Here is a 17,785-nt window from a genome sequence, read left to right as displayed (position 1 = left end):
TCATTATGCAAATAATGACCATTTTCTTTTGCCTTATTCCAGGCATAGGTTATAAAAAAATTCGGCCGATTTTACATACTCACTAAAGGTGAGGGGCTTAATGATGTAAGAATGCGCACCCAGGCGAATGCATTCATCTTTTTCAATGTTGTTCAGCGAAGTGGAATAGATAATAATGGGAATGTGCTTAAAGCGGTCATCCTGTTTTACCAGCCGTAATGTTTGGGTACCATTCATGCGTGGCATGTTCAGGTCTAATATAATAAGCCGGGGTAGCACATCGTCCTCAAAACATTTTTCCAGTTGCACCAGTGCATGTTCGCCGTTATCCACAAAATGCACCACATTGGTAATACCAATCTGTTCAAAAGCATCAGATAAAATCAGTTGATCCTCTTTATCGTCATCTGCCAGCAGTATCTTAATCGTTGGCGCCATCAATCATGTTTTTGTTTTGTGTAATAGGCAAGGTGACAATAAAATCAGCTCCTTTACCGGGTTCACTAACGGCATGTATAGTGCCATTATGCAAATCAACTATTTTTTTGCATATAGCCAGCCCAAATCCCGTGCCTTCATACTCGTCTTTGCCGTGCAATCGCTGGAACAGTGCAAACATTTTAGGCAGGTATTTTACATCAAAGCCAATACCGTTATCCTTAAAATGAAGTTCAGTGATTCCGTTTTTAATAACGGTAGCATATACGTACAACTGTAGTTGCACGTTTTCCCGGCTGTATTTTAAAGCATTGGAAATAATATTCTGGAAAAGCTGCATCATCTGGCTGGAGTCGCCTTCCAAAACAGGCAACGGTTCAACAGTAACAACGGCCTTTTTTTCTTTAATCGTGAGTTCCAGATCCAGCAGACAGTTATGAAGTATATCGTTCAAATTCACCTGTTCGTAAGCGGTAGCTTCTTTCCTGATTTTTGAATACGATAAAAGGTCATTGATCAGGTTGCGCATACGGTTACTTGCCTGTAACATATATTGCAGGTAGGTGGTACCCTTGTCATCTATTAATGCGGCATAGCGTTTATTAAAATAGTCGCTGTAAAAAATCATTTTCCTTACCGGCTCCTGTAAATCGTGGCTGGCTATATAAGCAAACTGCTCCAGGTCGGTATTGCTCCGGTTCAGTTGAAAAATGCTGTTTTGCAAGCTTTGTTCGTTCTCTTTAAGCTGTTGCTGTGCCTTTTTTAGCTCGTTATTATCCTGCAGCGTTTGTTCAAATTCTTTTTGTGCATGAATGTCAACGATATAGCCAATAAAATAATCACCGGGCCTATGCCCTTCTTCCAGGGGCGAAATACATATCAGGTGCCAGGCATAACTACCTGTTTGCGCTTCTTTCAACCGGCATTGTACCTTAATAGTTCCTGCCTGTAAAGTAATGATGTCTGTAAATAGCGACAAAAAGGCTTCATAATCCTCTGCATGAATTACCTGCTGCCATTTGCCGGTGTTGATTTGCTCGGTACTAAAGCCTGTAAAAGAATTCATCCATTCGTTGGCATATACAATATCCCCGCTGCTGTTAAGGGTAAAAATAATCATTGGCAGCGCGTTGGTAAGTACACGGTATTGATTTTCGCTGGCTTTTAGTTTGTCGGCCAATTCCTGCAACTGTTCGTTTTTTCTTTTTATTTCTTCGTAGGGAGAGATAGGCGGATCCTGATTAAACTGACTGCTCCACTCTATAATTTTTTTATCCAACTGCTTTACAGCGGCGGGCAAGTGGTAATACATTTCAATACAGGATGAATCAGGGGTGCTGGTAAACTGAAACTTATTTACCAGTTTACGCGCATTTTGTAAGGCAGGTTCCTGTAAAGAGAGGGTTGTCCGTTTGTCGTAAATAAAAGCAGCTATGCTTTTTTGCGGGCTGTTCATAAAAATTCCCAGCACCAGGTAGCCATCTGTACCGTTTTCAATAATTTCCCGCGCCACCTCAGATACAGCTGTTGCAAAAGTTGTTTGAGCAGAAAGAGAAAGGCCCGCAAGCTCTGCAAGTTTCATAGACCTGCGGTGCGATAATATCAGGTCCATCTCATTCTGTAACGACACCTTTGCAATTTCTTTCATCTTATATGTTAAGTTTACCTACCACTACCGACATGTCATCTGTTTGACGTGCAAAGTCTTTATATAAAGCAGTTGCCAAAACAGATAAGTCCTGTTTATAAATACCCTGGTTTCTGTACAATTCCAATTTAGACTTTATACCGTCTGAACAAAGTATCATCAGTTGATCAGGTGTATACATTATTTCCTGATCATTAAGCGAGGAAGGAATGTTCATGCCCAATATGCCATTATAAGGCAAATAATTTTTCGAATGATCCGGTGTGCCTATCCTGCAAAGAATGTTACCCACTCCACAAATACTCCATTTTTGCAGTTGGTAATCGAAGAAAGCAGCCGTTCCTACTAAGCCACGTGTTTTGCGCACAGCCTGATGTATAAAGCGTAAGGTGTCGGAAGGAGTTGTTGCTGTACACTCATGAAAAGCCGCTACAGCAGCCAATGCTGCTTTTGCTGCCTCATGGCCATGCCCCAAACCATCACCCAGGAATAAGCTTAACCTTTGTGGAGTTTGTTTAATGCCAAAAGCATCGCCACAAACTGTTTCACCAGGCTTAGGCACCAGTACACTTTTTACCTCAGCTGTATACTTTCGCGTTCTATTGCTGGCTTTAGTCCATATTCTTACTACTAAAATCGTTCCCCAGCCTTTTACGGTATATATTTCAAATTCATCTGCCAGTCGTTTAATAGCGCCTAGTCCATGTCCCAGGGTTTTACTGGTAGAAACGCCGTCTTCCATCATTCTTCCTACATCAGACATGCCCGGGCCCTTGTCCAGGCTTATAATTTCAATACATGATTTTTCTCCGTCGGAAAGCGTTTTTACCAGCAACTGGCCTTCACGGCTATATTTAATAAGATTAGAGGTTAGCTCTGCCACTACAATATCTACTTCCGCTAAACGCTGAGCTTCAAATTGTTTTTCAAGGGCGAGATTATGAATGTCTTTCTTGATTAAGGCTAAATAACTTCTATCAACAACATTAAAGCACGTATGATGGTTATCAGCCATTTTTCCATTTTAAAATAGTGATTACTGTACCTTCTCCCACTTTGCTTTTGATATCAAATTCACTTACCAGTCTTTTGGCACCTGGAAGCCCCAGGCCTAAACTTTTACCGGTTGAGTAACCATCTTTCATAGCTAAAGGGATATCGGCTATACCCGGACCTTTATCGATAAAAGCAAGGCGAATTCCATTTTCTTTGCCTTTACTCACAATTTCTACCTGAACAGAACCACCTCCGCCATACCTGAGCATGTTACGGGCCAGTTCACTGGCAGCTGTTATTAATTTAGTTTGGTTTACAAGGCCCATTCCTGCCTTCGTTGCACATTCTTTAATGCGGTTGCGCAGGAAAATGGTATCCTGTTCTTTAATTACTTCTACGGTTTCTTTACTAAGGGAAATGATCATTCTTCCTCCTCAGTATCTTCGGTCGGTAAAGTAATTTTTGATTGCAGCAACTCCATTCCCCTTTCTACATTCAGGGCAGTATACACACCTTTTAATTCTAATCCTAATTCTATCAACGTAATAGCAACAGCAGGTTGCATGCCCACCACTACCGTTTCGGCATCCAGAATTTTACACATACTTGCAATATTGCCGATAATTCTCCCCATAAATGAATCCACAATGCTTTGGGCAGAGATGTCTATCAAAACACCCCTTGCACCCGTTTTGCTTACCATTTGAACAAGGTCGGCCTCCAGGCTAAGCGCTAGCCTGTCATATAAATCCGTTTGAATGGTAACCAGCAAAAAGGGTCCCATCCGTAGAATAGGAATTCTATCCATCTTTGTAACCTTGTTATTTTTCTTTGAATGTCACTTTTTTTACTTCCAGCTGAAGCATAGTAAATGCATGACGCAATGCACTGGATAAGGTGGCTTTGGTAACAATGTTGGAAAGATCAATGCCTAGATGTACAACTGTTTGTGCAATTTCAGGACGAATTCCGCTGATAATACATTCTGCTCCCATCAGGCGGGTTGCACTTACTGTTTTTATAAGGTGCTGGGCAACAAGTGAATCTACCGCGGGTACCCCCGAAATATCCAGAATAGCTATGCTGCTACCTGTGTCTACAATTTCCTGCAAAAGGTTTTCCATTACCACTTGTGTGCGTGAGCTATCCAGGGTGCCTATAATAGGTAAAGCCAGGATATTATCCCATACCCGTATAACCGGAGTGGAGATTTCAGCTATTTCATCGGTTTGACGTAAAATAACTTCTTCCCTGCCCTTTATAAAAGTTTCAAACGTGTTAACACTAAAATGGTCTATCAGTTTGTTTAAACCCAGTGTAAGCTGAAATAAATCCTGGAAGTTATCTTTTAATTCAGCCTGTAAAATGCTCAATAAAGCATCTTTAAGACTAAAAATATATACACCGGTTTCGCGTGGGCTAAAACCCTGCTTGGCCCGGCTGATGGAAATACCCGATAAAATTTCTATAACAGGCTCAAAATCATCAGAATGAGCATGTGTCAGGTTTTCAGCCGTTAATGTTTTTAAAAGAACATCCAGTAATTCTTCCGATTGTTCACGAAGTTCAACATTGCTTATCAAATCTTCCCTTAATCCCTCATCCTGCAATTGCTGCTTCATCCATAACTCAAGAATATCGTTTCTTTTTTTTCTAAGAATCTTAGACAGATCGGTTGGCATTGTACTGGGTTTGTTTTTAATATGTTCGTTTAAAACGATAATGTTGATTATTTATTAGAAAGGATATTGTGCCCCAGCTTATCTCTCTTGGTCTGTAAATACTTTTCATTATAAGGATTGGGAGTAACTTCAATAGGAACTACGTCTACAATTTCAATGCCATAGCCATGCAGGCCTGCACGTTTACGCGGGTTGTTGCTCATCAGCTTTAAGCGGGTAGCGTTCAAATGACGCAAAATCTGTGCTCCTACACCATAGTCGCGCAAATCCATATCAAAGCCCAGGTGTTGGTTGGCTTCTACAGTGTCCATGCCGCCTTCCTGCAGCTTATAGGCTTTCAGTTTATTCATCAGCCCAATACCACGTCCTTCCTGGTTCATATATAATATAATGCCCTTGCCTTCTGCTTCTACCATGCGCATAGCCTTATGCAGCTGCTCGCCACAGTCGCACCGGAAACTACCCAGAATGTCGCCGGTAAAACAGCTACTGTGTACACGGGTAAGCACCGGTTCACCTGGTTCCCATTCCCCTTTAATCAAGGCCAGGTGTTCGTTTTGTGTGTTTTTTTCTTTAAAAGCCACCAGTTTAAAAAAACCGAACTGGGTAGGCATATCTACCCTTACCACTTCCTCAATCAGCGAATCCTGTTTCAGGCGGTATTCAATCAGGTCTTTTATAGAAATGATCTTCAAATCAAATTTGATGGCAATTTCCTTCAGCTCCGGCAAACGGGCCATGGTGCCATCTTCGTTCATAATTTCAATCAGCACTCCTGCAGGCTCAAAACCAGCCAAACGGGCCAGGTCTACCGTAGCTTCGGTATGACCGCTACGCCTGAGTACACCGCCAGCGCGGGCGCGGAGTGGGAAAATATGGCCCGGACGGCCTAAATCTTCAGGTGTAGTGTTGGGGTCAATTAACGCCTGTACTGTTTTTGAACGGTCATGCGCACTGATTCCGGTGGTGCAACCGTGACCTAAAAGGTCTATACTAACGGTGAAAGGAGTGGCGTGTAAAGCCGTATTGTTGTTTACCATTAAATCCAGCTGTAACTCGTCAGCTCTTTCCGAAGTAATGGGAGCGCAGATAAGGCCACGGCCTTCTTTGCTCATAAAATTGATAATTTCAGGGGTAACGTTGCGGGCGGCGGTGACAAAATCACCCTCATTTTCACGGTCTTCATCGTCCACTACTATAACCAGCTTACCATTTTTGATGTCTTCTATTGCACTTTCTATACTGTCCAGCATAATCTGCGATTAAGATGCAAAAATACGCTTAAGTAACGGTACCACGAATTACGGAATAGGGAAATGGATTGACAGAAATTAGCATTTATACAAGAAAAGTCTAAAATTGTTACGAAATACGTAATACAGTGTTAACATTATGTTGAAATCTGCAACGCTTTATTCTTTTTCTTTGCATACTGAAAATTAACACACACAAATTATCTACACAATGAGGAAAATTGCATTACTAGCGTCTCTGCTATTAGCGCCTTTCTGCATGCTTATGGCGCAGGTCACTACCGGTACCATATCAGGATCCGTAAAAGTAACGGAAGGAAAGCCTGTTGCAGGAGCTACTATTACAGCTACACTGCAGTCTACAGGTTCTGTTTACACAAGCACTTCACGCGACAATGGACGTTATACGTTACCTAACCTGTTGGTAGGTGGTCCGTATACTATTACATTCAAATTCATTGGATTAAAAGACGAGGTGATCAATGATGTTTACGTTACTTTAGGTACTCCATTGGTTATCAATTCAGTATTGCAGGATGCTGCCAATACATTGAATGACGTTAAAGTAACTGCCAATTCAGGTAAAAGCCCTATCAGTTCTCAAAGAACAGGAGCAGCTACTTACATCTCTTCCAGAATGATGCAGGCTGCGCCTACTATTTCCAGAAGTATTCAGGATTTTGCACGTTTAGCCCCTCAGGCAAAAGTAGGAAGTAACTCTACCAGCGGCAACGGTGCAGGTATCTCTATCGGTGGCCAGGGTAACCGTTACAACCAGTTTTCAGTAGATGGCGCCAATGCCAATGACGGTTTTGGTTTAAGCTCTACTGGTGCAAACGGTGGACAGGCAAACCTGAACCCGATTTCTGTGGAAACTATCCAGGAAGTACAAATAGTAATGTCTCCATACGATGTAACCCAGGGAGGTTTTACCGGTGGTGGTATTAACGCAGTAACCAAAAGCGGTACCAACACTTTCCATGGATCTGCTTATGGTCAATATCAAAACCAGAATTTTATTGGTAAAAGCCCCGGTTATGATTCTGGTATTGCCAGAATTCAATTGCCAAGTTTTAAGAATTCTACTTACGGAGCCAGCTTAGGTGGCCCAATCATTAAAAATAAATTGTTCTTCTACGCTAACGTGGAAAGATTCAAAAAAACTACTCCACTGGCTTACGATCCTACAGTAGCTGGTTCAGGTTCATTGATAAACACAAAAGTGATGGATTCTCTGAAAACCTACTTAATGGATAAGTGGGGATATGATCCTGGTACTTACGGAGCTATCAGCCTAGAAAACCAATCTACTTCTGTTTTTGCACGTATCGACTGGAATATTAACAGCAAGCATAAACTTGCTTTCCGTTATAACCACGTTGATGGTTCTAACGATAACATTTCCAGAGGCCCTACCTCAGCTGTATTCTCTAATGGTGGTTATATATATAGAAACAAAACAAACTCATTTGTAGCGGAGTTAAACAGCTCATTCAATTCAAATGCGTCCAACGTTTTACGTATAACGTACAGTGCTATCAGAGATAACAACGGAAGCAAAAATCCATTCCCTACTATCTCTATTTATCAAACAAACCAGGATAATAAGCAAAACATTCTTTACAACATTGGAACCAGCAATAGTTTCCATGCAAACGGTCTGAAGCAGGATGTAATTACTATTACAGATAACTTTACGCTGTATAAAGGTAAACACACCTTAACTTTTGGTACCAACAACGAGTTTTTCAAAAGTGATAACATCTTCTTGCAAAACTTCTTTGGTAACTACACATTTGGTTCTACCGGCACTTATGCCAATCCTAACGTAGCCAACTTTGTAAATGGTGCCAACCCTACTACTTATCAGGTAGGTTTCTCTAACAGTACTGATAAAAACGACAAAGCAAACGCTAAATTAAGCACCGGCCAGTTTAGTGTGTACGCGCAGGATTTGTTTACTGTGAACGACAGGTTAAGGTTTACTTATGGTATTCGTTTAGATTTACCAATGTTCTTTACCAGCCCTGCTGAAAACACTGCTTTTAATACTGCTTTTGCATCTTATGGTGTGCAAACAAACCAAAAGCCTAGCGCACAATTACTTTACTCTCCCCGTGTTGGTTTTAACTGGGATGTAAAAGGTGATGCAACTACTCAATTAAGAGGTGGTGTAGGTTTATTTACAGGCCGTGTTCCTTTTGTGTGGGTATCTAACCAATATACTAACACAGGTGTAGCCAGCTCTGCTTACAATCCTAACGCAGCAGCTATTACAGCGGCAAACATTAAGTTCAATTATGTAGCTAATGATGCACACAAAGGTGCTTACCTGCCAGCAGCAGGTACCCCGTCTAACCTCATTAACGTTACTGATAAAAAATTCAAATTCCCTCAGGTATTACGTGGTAACCTTGCTGTAGATCACAAATTAAACATTTGGGGTTTAATAGGTACTTTAGAAGCTGTATACACCAAAACAGTGAACAATGCTTATGTAAGCAACCTGAACTTAAGTGAAAACGGTGAAGGCACTGTAACATTAGGTCCTACCAAAAGGCCTTTGTGGACTACAAGAGCGAATACTACTTATGGTGATGTTATGAAGTTAAACAATACCAGTAAAGGTTATGCTTATAACCTGACTGCTCAAATTCAAAAACCACTGAGCAGAGGCTGGTCTGGTTCTATTGCCTATACTTATGGTCATTCAACCTCACTGTCTGATATGACATCTTCTGTTGCCACAAGTAACTGGCGTGGTACACTGGTAGCGAATGGTTTAAACCATCCTGATGTAGCTACCTCTAACTTTAACCTGGGTTCACGTATAGTGGCTTATGTGTCTAAAGAGTTTAAATATGCCAAGCATTTCGGTACTACTATCACCCTGATCTACACTGGTCAATCTGGTCAGCGTCTGTCCTACTTATACGGTAGCAACATCTTAGGTGATGATCCATCATCTCCTTCTGCTGCAACTACCCTGGTATATTTACCAAAAACACAGGCAGAAGCTAATTTCGTTGATATCAAAGGGGGGGCTACAGCAACACAGCAGTGGGCTGACTTCCAAAGCTTTGTATCTAACAATAGCTATCTGAAATCACACCTGGGTGAGGTTACCAAGCGTAACGCTGATAAAATGCCTTTTGAAAGCCATTTCGACTTAAGGTTAGCACAGGATTTTTATATTAAAGGTTCTCATAAAATTCAACTGTTTGTGGATGTGTTTAATATCACCAACCTGATCAATAAAGATTGGGGTTGGTCTTATGTAACAAGCACCAGTGGTGATGGTTTATTTACCTCTTCTAAAACTTTATTTACTGTAATTAACTCTGGCGCTCAAACGCAGGATGGTGCTGCTATTACTCCTACAGCAGCAAATCCAGGTTTGCAGTTTAACGCTGCCAGCTTCAGAAAAATAAAAGGTACAAGAAGAATTTACGATGTATCTGATTTCAACTCTCGTTGGAACTCACAAATTGGTATCCGTTATTCTTTCTAATTCTATCCTAGATCTGAATAATTTGAAAAGAGGCTGCTATTTAGCAGCCTCTTTTCTTTTTAGGCTGATAATGCCGCATAATTTCCCCGTTAAGTCGTTTTTAAATAGATATTCACAAAACCCTTTTTATATTTACCCACGTATAAATAAATGCAGTTATGTCTGTAAAAATCTGGATTTTCCTTTTGTTGTTAGCTCCGCTTACTATCAATGCCCAAATGGGTATGGGCGGTGGTGGCATGGGCGGTGGCGGTGGTATGGGCCCGTCTGGCGGTAACGACTCTCGTTCTTACGTTAACATCTGCCGCATTTCAGGTAGAATTGTGGATAGTACAGGTACACCTGTAAAAGAGGTAAGCATTATTCTGCAGCAACAGGATAATGAGCCTAATCCTATGGCCCAGCCTGATGACAAAGCAGAAGACCCCTATTTTAAAGAGCAGACTACCAAGAAGAATGGCAAGTTCACCTTTTCTTCCCTGCCTTTCTACCATGAATACAAATTAACCATCATGGCAGAAGGATATAAGCGCTGGGAACAGGATATTCGTTTCATCCCCAAGAAAAACGAGAAGCATGTGCCTTTTGAACAGCAAAAGCAGGATACAACCAAGCCCTACCAACCACCTGTTAAAGTCAAACCTTCTACAGATAAAGACCTGGGAGATATAAAATTGGTGCCGTTAGCAGTTTAGTAGTACGCTATCTTCTTATAAGTGTCTGTGGAGCAATTCCCGGAGACTAATTACATAATTGTGAGCCCTCTCCATCAAAAGGTGAGGGCTCACGGCGTTTTCAGGAGTATTCACAACCATTCCGTGAGCCCTCACGGTGACTTTGTAACTGCTACTCGTCGCTCGGGGAGTGCTTTTATGCCAACCGTGAGCACTCACGAACTGGATGGGAGTACTCATAAAACGATGTTGAGCGCTCGCGAATAACGGAAAAGCGCTCACAACTGGTTGAGGATTGCTCACCATCAGGTTGGGAAAAACCGTTTAAATCTCTTTAGTGATAAGAGTATATTTCAGTAGACAATCTGCCGGAAGGGATACCATTTATGGCCTGTTTATTGAATTGCTATAGCATAGATTAATTTAAAATACTGATAACCAATGAATAATTCTACCCTCCCTCTTACTGTTAGGCGGTCTATTGAAATGTTAGGACTTTTTCTGGTAGGCGCCCTGGTAATGTTAGCCAGTGATGTGATCATGCCTATTATTCTTTCGTTTTTCCTGGCGCTGGTGCTGCTACCGGTTTGCCGTTTTTTAGATCGCTTGAAAGTTCCCCGGGCCATCAGCATTGTACTGGCCATTATTTTATTGGTGATTGTGGTAGGTTTCTTTGGCTGGCTATTCTTTATGCAGATCAATAAGTTGATTATTGATTTCCCCACCATCAAGGCCAATATGACGCAACATGTGAATCATTTGAGTGAGTGGGTAGACAAAAAAGGTCATTTCTCTACCCAACAGCAAACAAAAATGATCAATGAGCAAAGCAATAAACTCCTTAATTATGCCGGCGGAGTATTGGGCGGGGTAGCTACTTCTGCCACCTCTGTTCTATTGTTTTTTGGTTTAATACCTATTTATATATTCTTCCTGTTATATTATAAAAACCTCCTGCTGAACTTTGTGTTTCTCTGGTTTAAACGCGATCATCATGCTAAAGTGCAGGAAGTGGTACACGAAACAGAAGCTATTATCAAAAGTTACATAGGAGGGTTGCTGATACAAATAACCTACATGAGCTTTTTGCTGGGAATAGCGCTCACCATTTTTGGTATTAAGCATGCCTTGCTTATTGCTATCATTTTCGCTTTTCTAAATCTGATACCTTATATCGGAGCATTAATAGGAAATGTAATAGGGATTCTGCTTACCATATCCTCCTCACAGGAAATGGGGCCTGTGCTCACTGTGTTGATAATAATTGCAGTAGTACAATTTTTAGATAATAATATCCTGATGCCCAGGATTGTAGGCTCCAAAGTGAAGATAAATGCACTGGTTAGTATTATCGCTGTGTTTTTAGGAGGTAAGCTGGCGGGTATTTCAGGCATGTTTTTGTCGCTCCCTATTATCGCCATCCTGAAAATTATTTTCGACCGAACTGAAATGTTCCGCCAGTGGGGCGTGTTGTTTGGAGAAGAACAACCTGAGAAAAGTCCGTTAAAAACACCCGCAACGGAAATAGAAGAAGATACCCCCAGGCCAGAATAACTTACCTTCGTTTTATTCAATAGATACGGCGAATGAACAAATTGACTTCGGGTTTACTGGGTGTATGGATAGGAGGAATGATAGCTGCTACGGCACAGGCGCAGGCCCCGGTTGCCACCAACAGCACAGATATTTACCGGAAAATGCAGAAGCTGGAAGTGCTGGGCACGGTACTATATTTTGCAGCGCATCCCGACGATGAGAATACAAAGTTGCTGGCCTACCTGGCTAAAGAAAAGCAATACAAAACAGGCTACCTGAGCCTTACCCGTGGTGATGGGGGGCAAAACCTGATTGGAAATGAACAAGGTGTAGAGCTGGGTTTAATAAGAACCCAGGAGTTGCTGGCGGCCCGTCGCATAGATGGTGCCGAGCAAATGTTTAGTAGTGCCTACGACTTTGGTTTTTCTAAAAATTCAGAAGAAGCATTAAGCATCTGGAATCATGATAAAATATTGAGCGATGCGGTGTGGATTATCAGATATTACCAACCTGATGTAATTATTACCCGTTTTCCCGGCGATGCACGTGCCGGTCACGGGCATCATGCGGCCAGTGCTATCCTCGCTAACGAAGCGTTTACCGCAGCAGCAGACAGCACCCGTTTTCCGGAACAGTTGAAAAATGGCCTTACTATATGGCAGGCCAAAAGAATACTGTGGAACACATTCAACTTTGGTGGCAACAACACTACCAGTGAAGACCAGCTGAAAATAGATGTGGGAGTATACAACCCTATGCTGGGCGAAGGCTATGGCGAAATAGCCAGTGAAAGCCGTAGTCAGCATAAAAGCCAGGGTTTTGGCGTTGCCAAACAGCGTGGACAGTCGTTTGAATACTTCACTACTACCGGGGGCAAAGCGCCTTCCAAAGAATTACTGGATGAGGTAAATACTACCTGGAGCCGCATAAAAGGGGGGGAGAAAATTTTGCCGCAGGTAACCAAACTGGTAAAAGAGTACAGTTTTGAACGCCCGGAAAATTCCATTAACCAGCTGATTGCCTTGCACAAAACTATTAGTGCGTTACCGGCAACCACCCCTTACAGGAAACAAAAACTGGATGAGGTAGAAAAGCTGATAGTGGATTGTAGTGGTTTGTTTGCCGAAGCAGTTACAGGTACCGGCTATGCCGTAAAAGGCCAGCCATTGAAAATAACCATCACCGCCAACAAAAGAAATGAGATACCAGTGGTGTTGAAGCAGGTAAGTCTTAACAATGAATGGGATACGGTACTAAACAGTTCACTGGCTAAAAACTTAAACTTCAGTTTTCCTTATACCTTGCAGGTGCCGGTGACAGAATCGGTATCTCAGCCTTACTGGCTGGCAAAGCCTATGAATAAAGGCAGCTTTGAAATAGGCAATCAGCAAAATCTGGCGCAGCCCGAAAATGCTCCGGCCTATTCGGCAGTGTTTACCATACAGATAAAAGATCTTGAAATAAAAGTGGCCCGCCCGCTTCGGTATAAGTTTACAGATGCGGTGAAAGGGGAGATATATGAACCTGTTACGGTTATCGAGCCCATTACGGTGTCAGTAGCACCTGCTGCAACTTTATTAAATGTGCAGCCTGGTAATGAAAAAACTGCGCAGCCGGTGGTGGAGGTACAATTCAAAAGCTATGTAACGGCAGAGAAGCTGCCCGTAAAAATTCAGTTGTTGCAGCAGGATAAAGTGTTGTATTCCAAAGATTCTGCTATAAGTGTGGCAGCAGGTAATACCTATACTATTCCTGTAGCGCTGAAAGATGTAAGCGAATACCAGCAGGTATCCGGCATACATGCCGCCATTGTTGTGGTGCAACAAGGTAAAACCTATACCTACACACAATACCTCCGGCATATTGCCTACGATCACATACCCGATGTAAACTATTTCAGCGAAAGCACCATGAAAGTGGTTTCCCCGGAAATTAAAACGGTAGGCAAAAAAATAGGTTATATCCCTGGGGCAGGAGATAAAGTACCCCCGGCCTTAGAGCAAATGGGATACGCGGTAACCCTGCTAAACGAAGCTGATATAACACCTGCTAACTTAAAACAGTTTGATGCGGTGATTACCGGTATAAGAGCGTATAATGTAAACGACTTTCTGGAATATAAGTACGCGACCCTGATGCAGTATATACAGGAAGGTGGCAACCTGATTGTTCAATATTGCACCAACACAGGCATTGGCCCGGTAAAAGCTAAAATGGCACCTTATCCTTTACAAATAACCAATAAGCGCGTAACAGACGAAAATGCAGCAGTAAAAATATTGCTGCCGCAGCATCCGGCATTAAACTACCCCAATAAAATAACAGCGGCCGATTTTGAAGGATGGATACAGGAAAGAAGTATTTACCATGCCGATCAGTTAGATGTACACTACGAAACCTTGTTTGCTATGGCCGATAAAAACGAGCCGGAAACCAATGGTAGCCTGGTAATTGCCCCCTACGGAAAAGGAAATTTTGTGTACACCGGCATTGTGTTTTTCAGAGAATTGCCAGCCGCTGTGCCAGGTGCTTTTCGTTTAATGGCCAACTTAATTGCACTGCCTAAACACTAACAATTGATGAGTAATAAATATGCAAAAGACAGAAGGCAGGTAAGCATAGGGCTTTTGGTGGTAATAGGCGTAGTAATTGGCATTCTGATAAAAAGTGTTCGTGCAGGATTGCTGATAGGATTAGTTATTGGACTGCTGGCAGGAAGCCTGGCAGGTGGTAAAAAATAACAACCAATGAGTAATATCCCTTTTTTTAAAAGCTGGCGAGGTTGGTATGTGACAGTGGCAGTGGTGCTGGTGGTGTTAATTGCCTTCTTTACCTGGCTTACTAATTATTTTTCATGAGTGTTGCGGATTGGATAGTATTGACGGTTGCATTGGCGGGTATTGTGGTGTATGGCTTATATAAAAGCCGCACCGACAAAAACCTGGAGGGGTATTTTTTATCCAATAACAGTATGCCCTGGTATATGGTACTGCTTAGTATCATGGGCACCCAGGCAAGCGCCATCACTTTTTTATCGGCTCCCGGGCAGGCGTTTACAGACGGGATGCGTTTTGTACAATATTACTTTGGTCTTCCACTGGCCATGATTATACTCTGTATCACCTTTGTGCCTGCCTTTAGCAAGCTGCGTGTGTTTACCGCCTACGAATTTCTGGAACAGCGCTTTGATAAAAAAACACGGTATTTTACTTCTGCACTCTTTTTACTTTCCCGGGGCCTGTCTACCGGTATCAGCATCTATGCACCTTCTATCATCTTATCATCATTACTGGGCTGGAACATCTACTGGACCAATATTGCTATGGGGGGCATGCTGATTATATATACCGTAAGTGGCGGCGCTAAGGCGGTGGCCTATACCCAACAACTGCAAATGCTGGTTATTTTTCTGGGAATGTTTGTAGCAGCTTATATGCTGGTGCATTACCTGCCCGAAAATGTAGGCGTGGTGGATGCATTAAAAGTAGGAGGAATGGCTGGTAAGATGAATGTAATTACCTCAGGCATTACCAGTGACGGGCATTTTAACTGGAAAGACAGGTATAATATTATCAGTGGTTTAATAGGGGGCTTCTTCCTGGCATTGTCTTACTTTGGCACTGATCAAAGCCAGGTGGGCAGATATCTTACCGCTAAAAACGATACAGAAAGCAAGCTGGGGCTTTTGTTAAATGGCCTGGTGAAAGTGCCTATGCAATTTTTTGTTCTGTTGATAGGTGTACTGTTGTTTGCATTTTACCAGTTTAACCCGCAGCCATTATTCTTTAACAACGCGGTAAACAGCCGGGTGTACAAGACCGCTTATGCCGATTCTTTGAAAAAAACGGAAGCGACTTATTCCATAGTGATGCAGCGCCAGCAGCAACAGGTAGTGCAATGGCTACAGGCCGATAAGGCGGGTAATGCCGAGCAGGCTGCACAATACAAAGGGCAAATTCAACAATCCCTTGCCCAGGGCAATACGTTAAAGCAGCAATACAAACAGTATTTACAAAAGGCCGATAGTTCTATTGATGTCAACGACACTAATTATATTTTTCTAAAGTTTGTGGTGGATTATCTGCCCAAAGGGCTGGTAGGATTGTTGATTGCTGTTATCTTCCTGGCTGCCTGGGGCTCTATAGCCGCCGCTCTCAACTCATTGGCATCCTGTACCATGATAGATTTTGTTTGCCGGAAGTCGCGCAAAGAGATCAACGAATGTGGTGCCGAAGACCGGTTAAAACAATATCAGTCGTCCAAATGGATAACCATGGTCTGGGGGCTTTTCAGTATTGCAGTGGCAGGATTTGCCAATCGCATGGGCAGCCTTATAGAAGCCGTAAATATCCTGGGCTCCTTATTTTATGGCGTGATCCTGGGCATATTCCTGGTGGCGTTTTATTGTAAAAGCATGAAAAGTACTGCTGTATTTACCGGCGCTTTACTGGCTCAGGTTGTGGTGATATTGTTGTTTGTTTTAGACCGTTATAACATTATCGGCATTGGGTTTTTATGGTTTAACGTAATTGGTGCTTTACTGGTAGTGATGCTGGGCTGGCTGATACATGCCTTATTGCCTGCTAAAACTGTGTAAGTGCACTGCCTGTTTTATACAGGCTTTAATTTTTTTATTTAGTTGTATATGCCTTCACCATATTGTATGAAAACATTTAGTGAGTATATGCTGTTATCTCACCCTGCGACTGTACAAGCAGCCTCGTTTTGTTGGTCCTGGAAATATACTTTCAGCGGTGCCGGCAACCTTAATAATCCATCCACCTGTTATTCATTCGTTGTGGCTATAATCAGTTGAATACCGGCCTTATGTGCTTTATACGCTATTTTGTCTTTCAGGCTACCATAGCCCCAGTTACGTAACAAAAGCTCATTAGTGCTGTTATCCGGCTCTTTTCCCAACACCAGTATACCCGCTTTATGCTTTATACATATTTGTATCAGCCGGCCGCTATACACATGCAGCTTCTGCTGAATGTATCGTTGCTCGGCTTTTTGCAAATGCGTTACGTTTTTTAAGATCCTTTTTATGCCATGGCCACTTCGGTTAAAACTGGCTCCCTTTTTCATACGGGTAATAGCAGTGGAAATAGCTTGTTTCCTGTATAAGAACTCTTCTTTAGAGCCAATAGCATATTGATCCGCGCTTATGCTTACCGTAATAGGTGCATCTGTTGCTAAACTGGCGGTAGCTATAATGCCCGTTTCCAGCTGATGCTGTTCCTGTGGCTGCTCAATGGTTAATAACATAAATATTTTGCCATTGAGCAACTGAATGCTACTGTTACGCACCGTCAGGTGATTTTGACTGAGCTGATACAGCAATTGTTTTTTATCAGTCGTATCACTGCCCAGGTAAGTACGCAGGGGAAGACTAAAGAAACTAAAGCTATAATCCCCATTATCCATCACTTCCAGGTGCCTGATATCCGCATTACTGAAAGGAATAGGTAAATCCTTTTTGTAATTGCGCATAGAGCGGGTGCCATCAAAGTAATCCGCCTTCTCTTTTTGAAACAGGGCGGTTATCTGGTTATTTAAACAACTTAAAATCCGGGTAGGTAGCTGCCCTTTATAATTGGCAGACAATACCTGGTAAGTTGTATTCTTTTTGGAAGTAGCCAATATACCATCTGCATCTTTTTCAATATGCGATAACTTTACTTTTACCCCCTCGGCCAGATAGATCATATCTTTAATCCGTTCCTGTAAAAAAGAATGTGTGCAGATGTAGTTTGCTGCTTTAAAACAAATGTGCTGCCACTGACATAAGGTTTTGTATACTTCTCTCCGGATTTGCGCGTCCTCTGAATTGACCAGTAATTGTATTTTTCTAGTTAGTACAACTCTTTTCATATACAGTTTTAAATAAAAAAAAGGTCTCTTATTTACCTCTGTACACTCCTATAACAGGCCAGCACTTTATTGCTAAAGCTGGCTACAATAGGAGGGGAGTATGGCGCAGGAATGAAATAGAAAACTTGTGTTTATTATTTCATCCATCCGAAGTAATAAAAACTTGCGTAGAC

The 17,785-nt window shown here is 42.1% G+C and carries 14 protein-coding genes; 6 read left to right on the top strand and 8 right to left on the bottom strand.

Going from position 1 to position 17,785, the window contains the following annotated elements; genetic code table 11:
• Positions 1-33 precede the first annotated feature (33 nt).
• Genes FLA_RS22210 through FLA_RS22180 form a run of 7 tightly spaced genes read right to left on the bottom strand, consistent with a single transcriptional unit; the run spans position 34 to position 6,017 of the window.
• Positions 34-438: a response regulator gene (locus tag FLA_RS22210; RefSeq protein WP_076374468.1), complete on the bottom strand. Its 405-nt coding sequence runs from the start codon at positions 436-438 to the stop codon at positions 34-36.
• Complete coding sequence (locus FLA_RS22205) at positions 422-2,086, bottom strand: ATP-binding protein (RefSeq protein WP_076374466.1); 1,665 nt, start codon at positions 2,084-2,086, stop codon at positions 422-424. The genes FLA_RS22210 and FLA_RS22205 overlap by 17 nt, the downstream gene beginning before the upstream one ends.
• Position 2,087: 1 nt before the next feature.
• Positions 2,088-3,101: an ATP-binding SpoIIE family protein phosphatase gene (locus FLA_RS22200; RefSeq protein ID WP_076374464.1), complete on the bottom strand. Its 1,014-nt coding sequence runs from the start codon at positions 3,099-3,101 to the stop codon at positions 2,088-2,090.
• Positions 3,094-3,507 carry an anti-sigma regulatory factor gene (locus FLA_RS22195; RefSeq protein ID WP_076374462.1) on the bottom strand — a complete coding sequence of 138 codons (414 nt, stop codon included), beginning with the start codon at positions 3,505-3,507 and terminating at the stop codon, positions 3,094-3,096. Before FLA_RS22195 ends, FLA_RS22200 begins: the two co-directional genes overlap by 8 nt.
• Positions 3,504-3,890 (bottom strand): STAS domain-containing protein, encoded by a 387-nt coding sequence (locus FLA_RS22190; RefSeq protein ID WP_076374460.1) that lies wholly within the window; start codon positions 3,888-3,890, stop codon positions 3,504-3,506. The genes FLA_RS22195 and FLA_RS22190 overlap by 4 nt, the downstream gene beginning before the upstream one ends.
• A 13-nt stretch (positions 3,891-3,903) precedes the next feature.
• Positions 3,904-4,764 carry an STAS domain-containing protein gene (locus FLA_RS22185; RefSeq protein ID WP_076374458.1) on the bottom strand — a complete coding sequence of 287 codons (861 nt, stop codon included), beginning with the start codon at positions 4,762-4,764 and terminating at the stop codon, positions 3,904-3,906.
• A gap of 47 nt (positions 4,765-4,811) precedes the next feature.
• Complete coding sequence (locus FLA_RS22180) at positions 4,812-6,017, bottom strand: bifunctional 3,4-dihydroxy-2-butanone-4-phosphate synthase/GTP cyclohydrolase II (RefSeq protein WP_076374456.1); 1,206 nt, start codon at positions 6,015-6,017, stop codon at positions 4,812-4,814.
• Positions 6,018-6,228: 211 nt separating this feature from the next.
• On the opposite strand from FLA_RS22180, the gene FLA_RS22175 reads away from it, so the two are divergent.
• The 6 genes from FLA_RS22175 (at position 6,229) to FLA_RS22155 (ending at position 16,335) form a co-directional block, all read left to right on the top strand.
• Positions 6,229-9,528, top strand: coding sequence for a TonB-dependent receptor (locus FLA_RS22175; RefSeq protein WP_084205956.1), 3,300 nt, complete (start codon positions 6,229-6,231; stop codon positions 9,526-9,528).
• A 158-nt stretch (positions 9,529-9,686) separates the two neighbouring features.
• Entirely contained in the window at positions 9,687-10,223 is a 537-nt protein-coding gene (locus FLA_RS22170) for a carboxypeptidase-like regulatory domain-containing protein (protein WP_076374452.1), read from the top strand.
• Positions 10,224-10,643: 420 nt separating this feature from the next.
• Positions 10,644-11,756 (top strand): AI-2E family transporter, encoded by a 1,113-nt coding sequence (locus FLA_RS22165; RefSeq protein ID WP_076374450.1) that lies wholly within the window; start codon positions 10,644-10,646, stop codon positions 11,754-11,756.
• A gap of 32 nt (positions 11,757-11,788) precedes the next feature.
• Positions 11,789-14,311, top strand: coding sequence for a PIG-L family deacetylase (locus FLA_RS22160; RefSeq protein ID WP_084205955.1), 2,523 nt, complete (start codon positions 11,789-11,791; stop codon positions 14,309-14,311).
• Between the two features lie 6 nt (positions 14,312-14,317).
• Positions 14,318-14,479 carry a hypothetical protein gene (locus FLA_RS31545; RefSeq protein ID WP_159445035.1) on the top strand — a complete coding sequence of 54 codons (162 nt, stop codon included), beginning with the start codon at positions 14,318-14,320 and terminating at the stop codon, positions 14,477-14,479.
• Between the two features lie 113 nt (positions 14,480-14,592).
• Positions 14,593-16,335 carry a sodium:solute symporter gene (locus FLA_RS22155; RefSeq protein ID WP_076374448.1) on the top strand — a complete coding sequence of 581 codons (1,743 nt, stop codon included), beginning with the start codon at positions 14,593-14,595 and terminating at the stop codon, positions 16,333-16,335.
• 188 nt (positions 16,336-16,523) lie between these two features.
• Here FLA_RS22155 and FLA_RS22150 read toward each other — a convergent pair whose 3' ends face one another.
• Positions 16,524-17,612 carry a hypothetical protein gene (locus FLA_RS22150; protein WP_076374446.1) on the bottom strand — a complete coding sequence of 363 codons (1,089 nt, stop codon included), beginning with the start codon at positions 17,610-17,612 and terminating at the stop codon, positions 16,524-16,526.
• Positions 17,613-17,785 lie beyond the last annotated feature (173 nt).

This window comes from Filimonas lacunae, from assembly GCF_002355595.1.
Lineage (GTDB): Bacteria > Bacteroidota > Bacteroidia > Chitinophagales > Chitinophagaceae > Filimonas > Filimonas lacunae.
The sequence above is the reverse complement of the archived record's forward strand: the minus strand, read 5'-3'. Positions and strand labels throughout refer to the sequence as shown.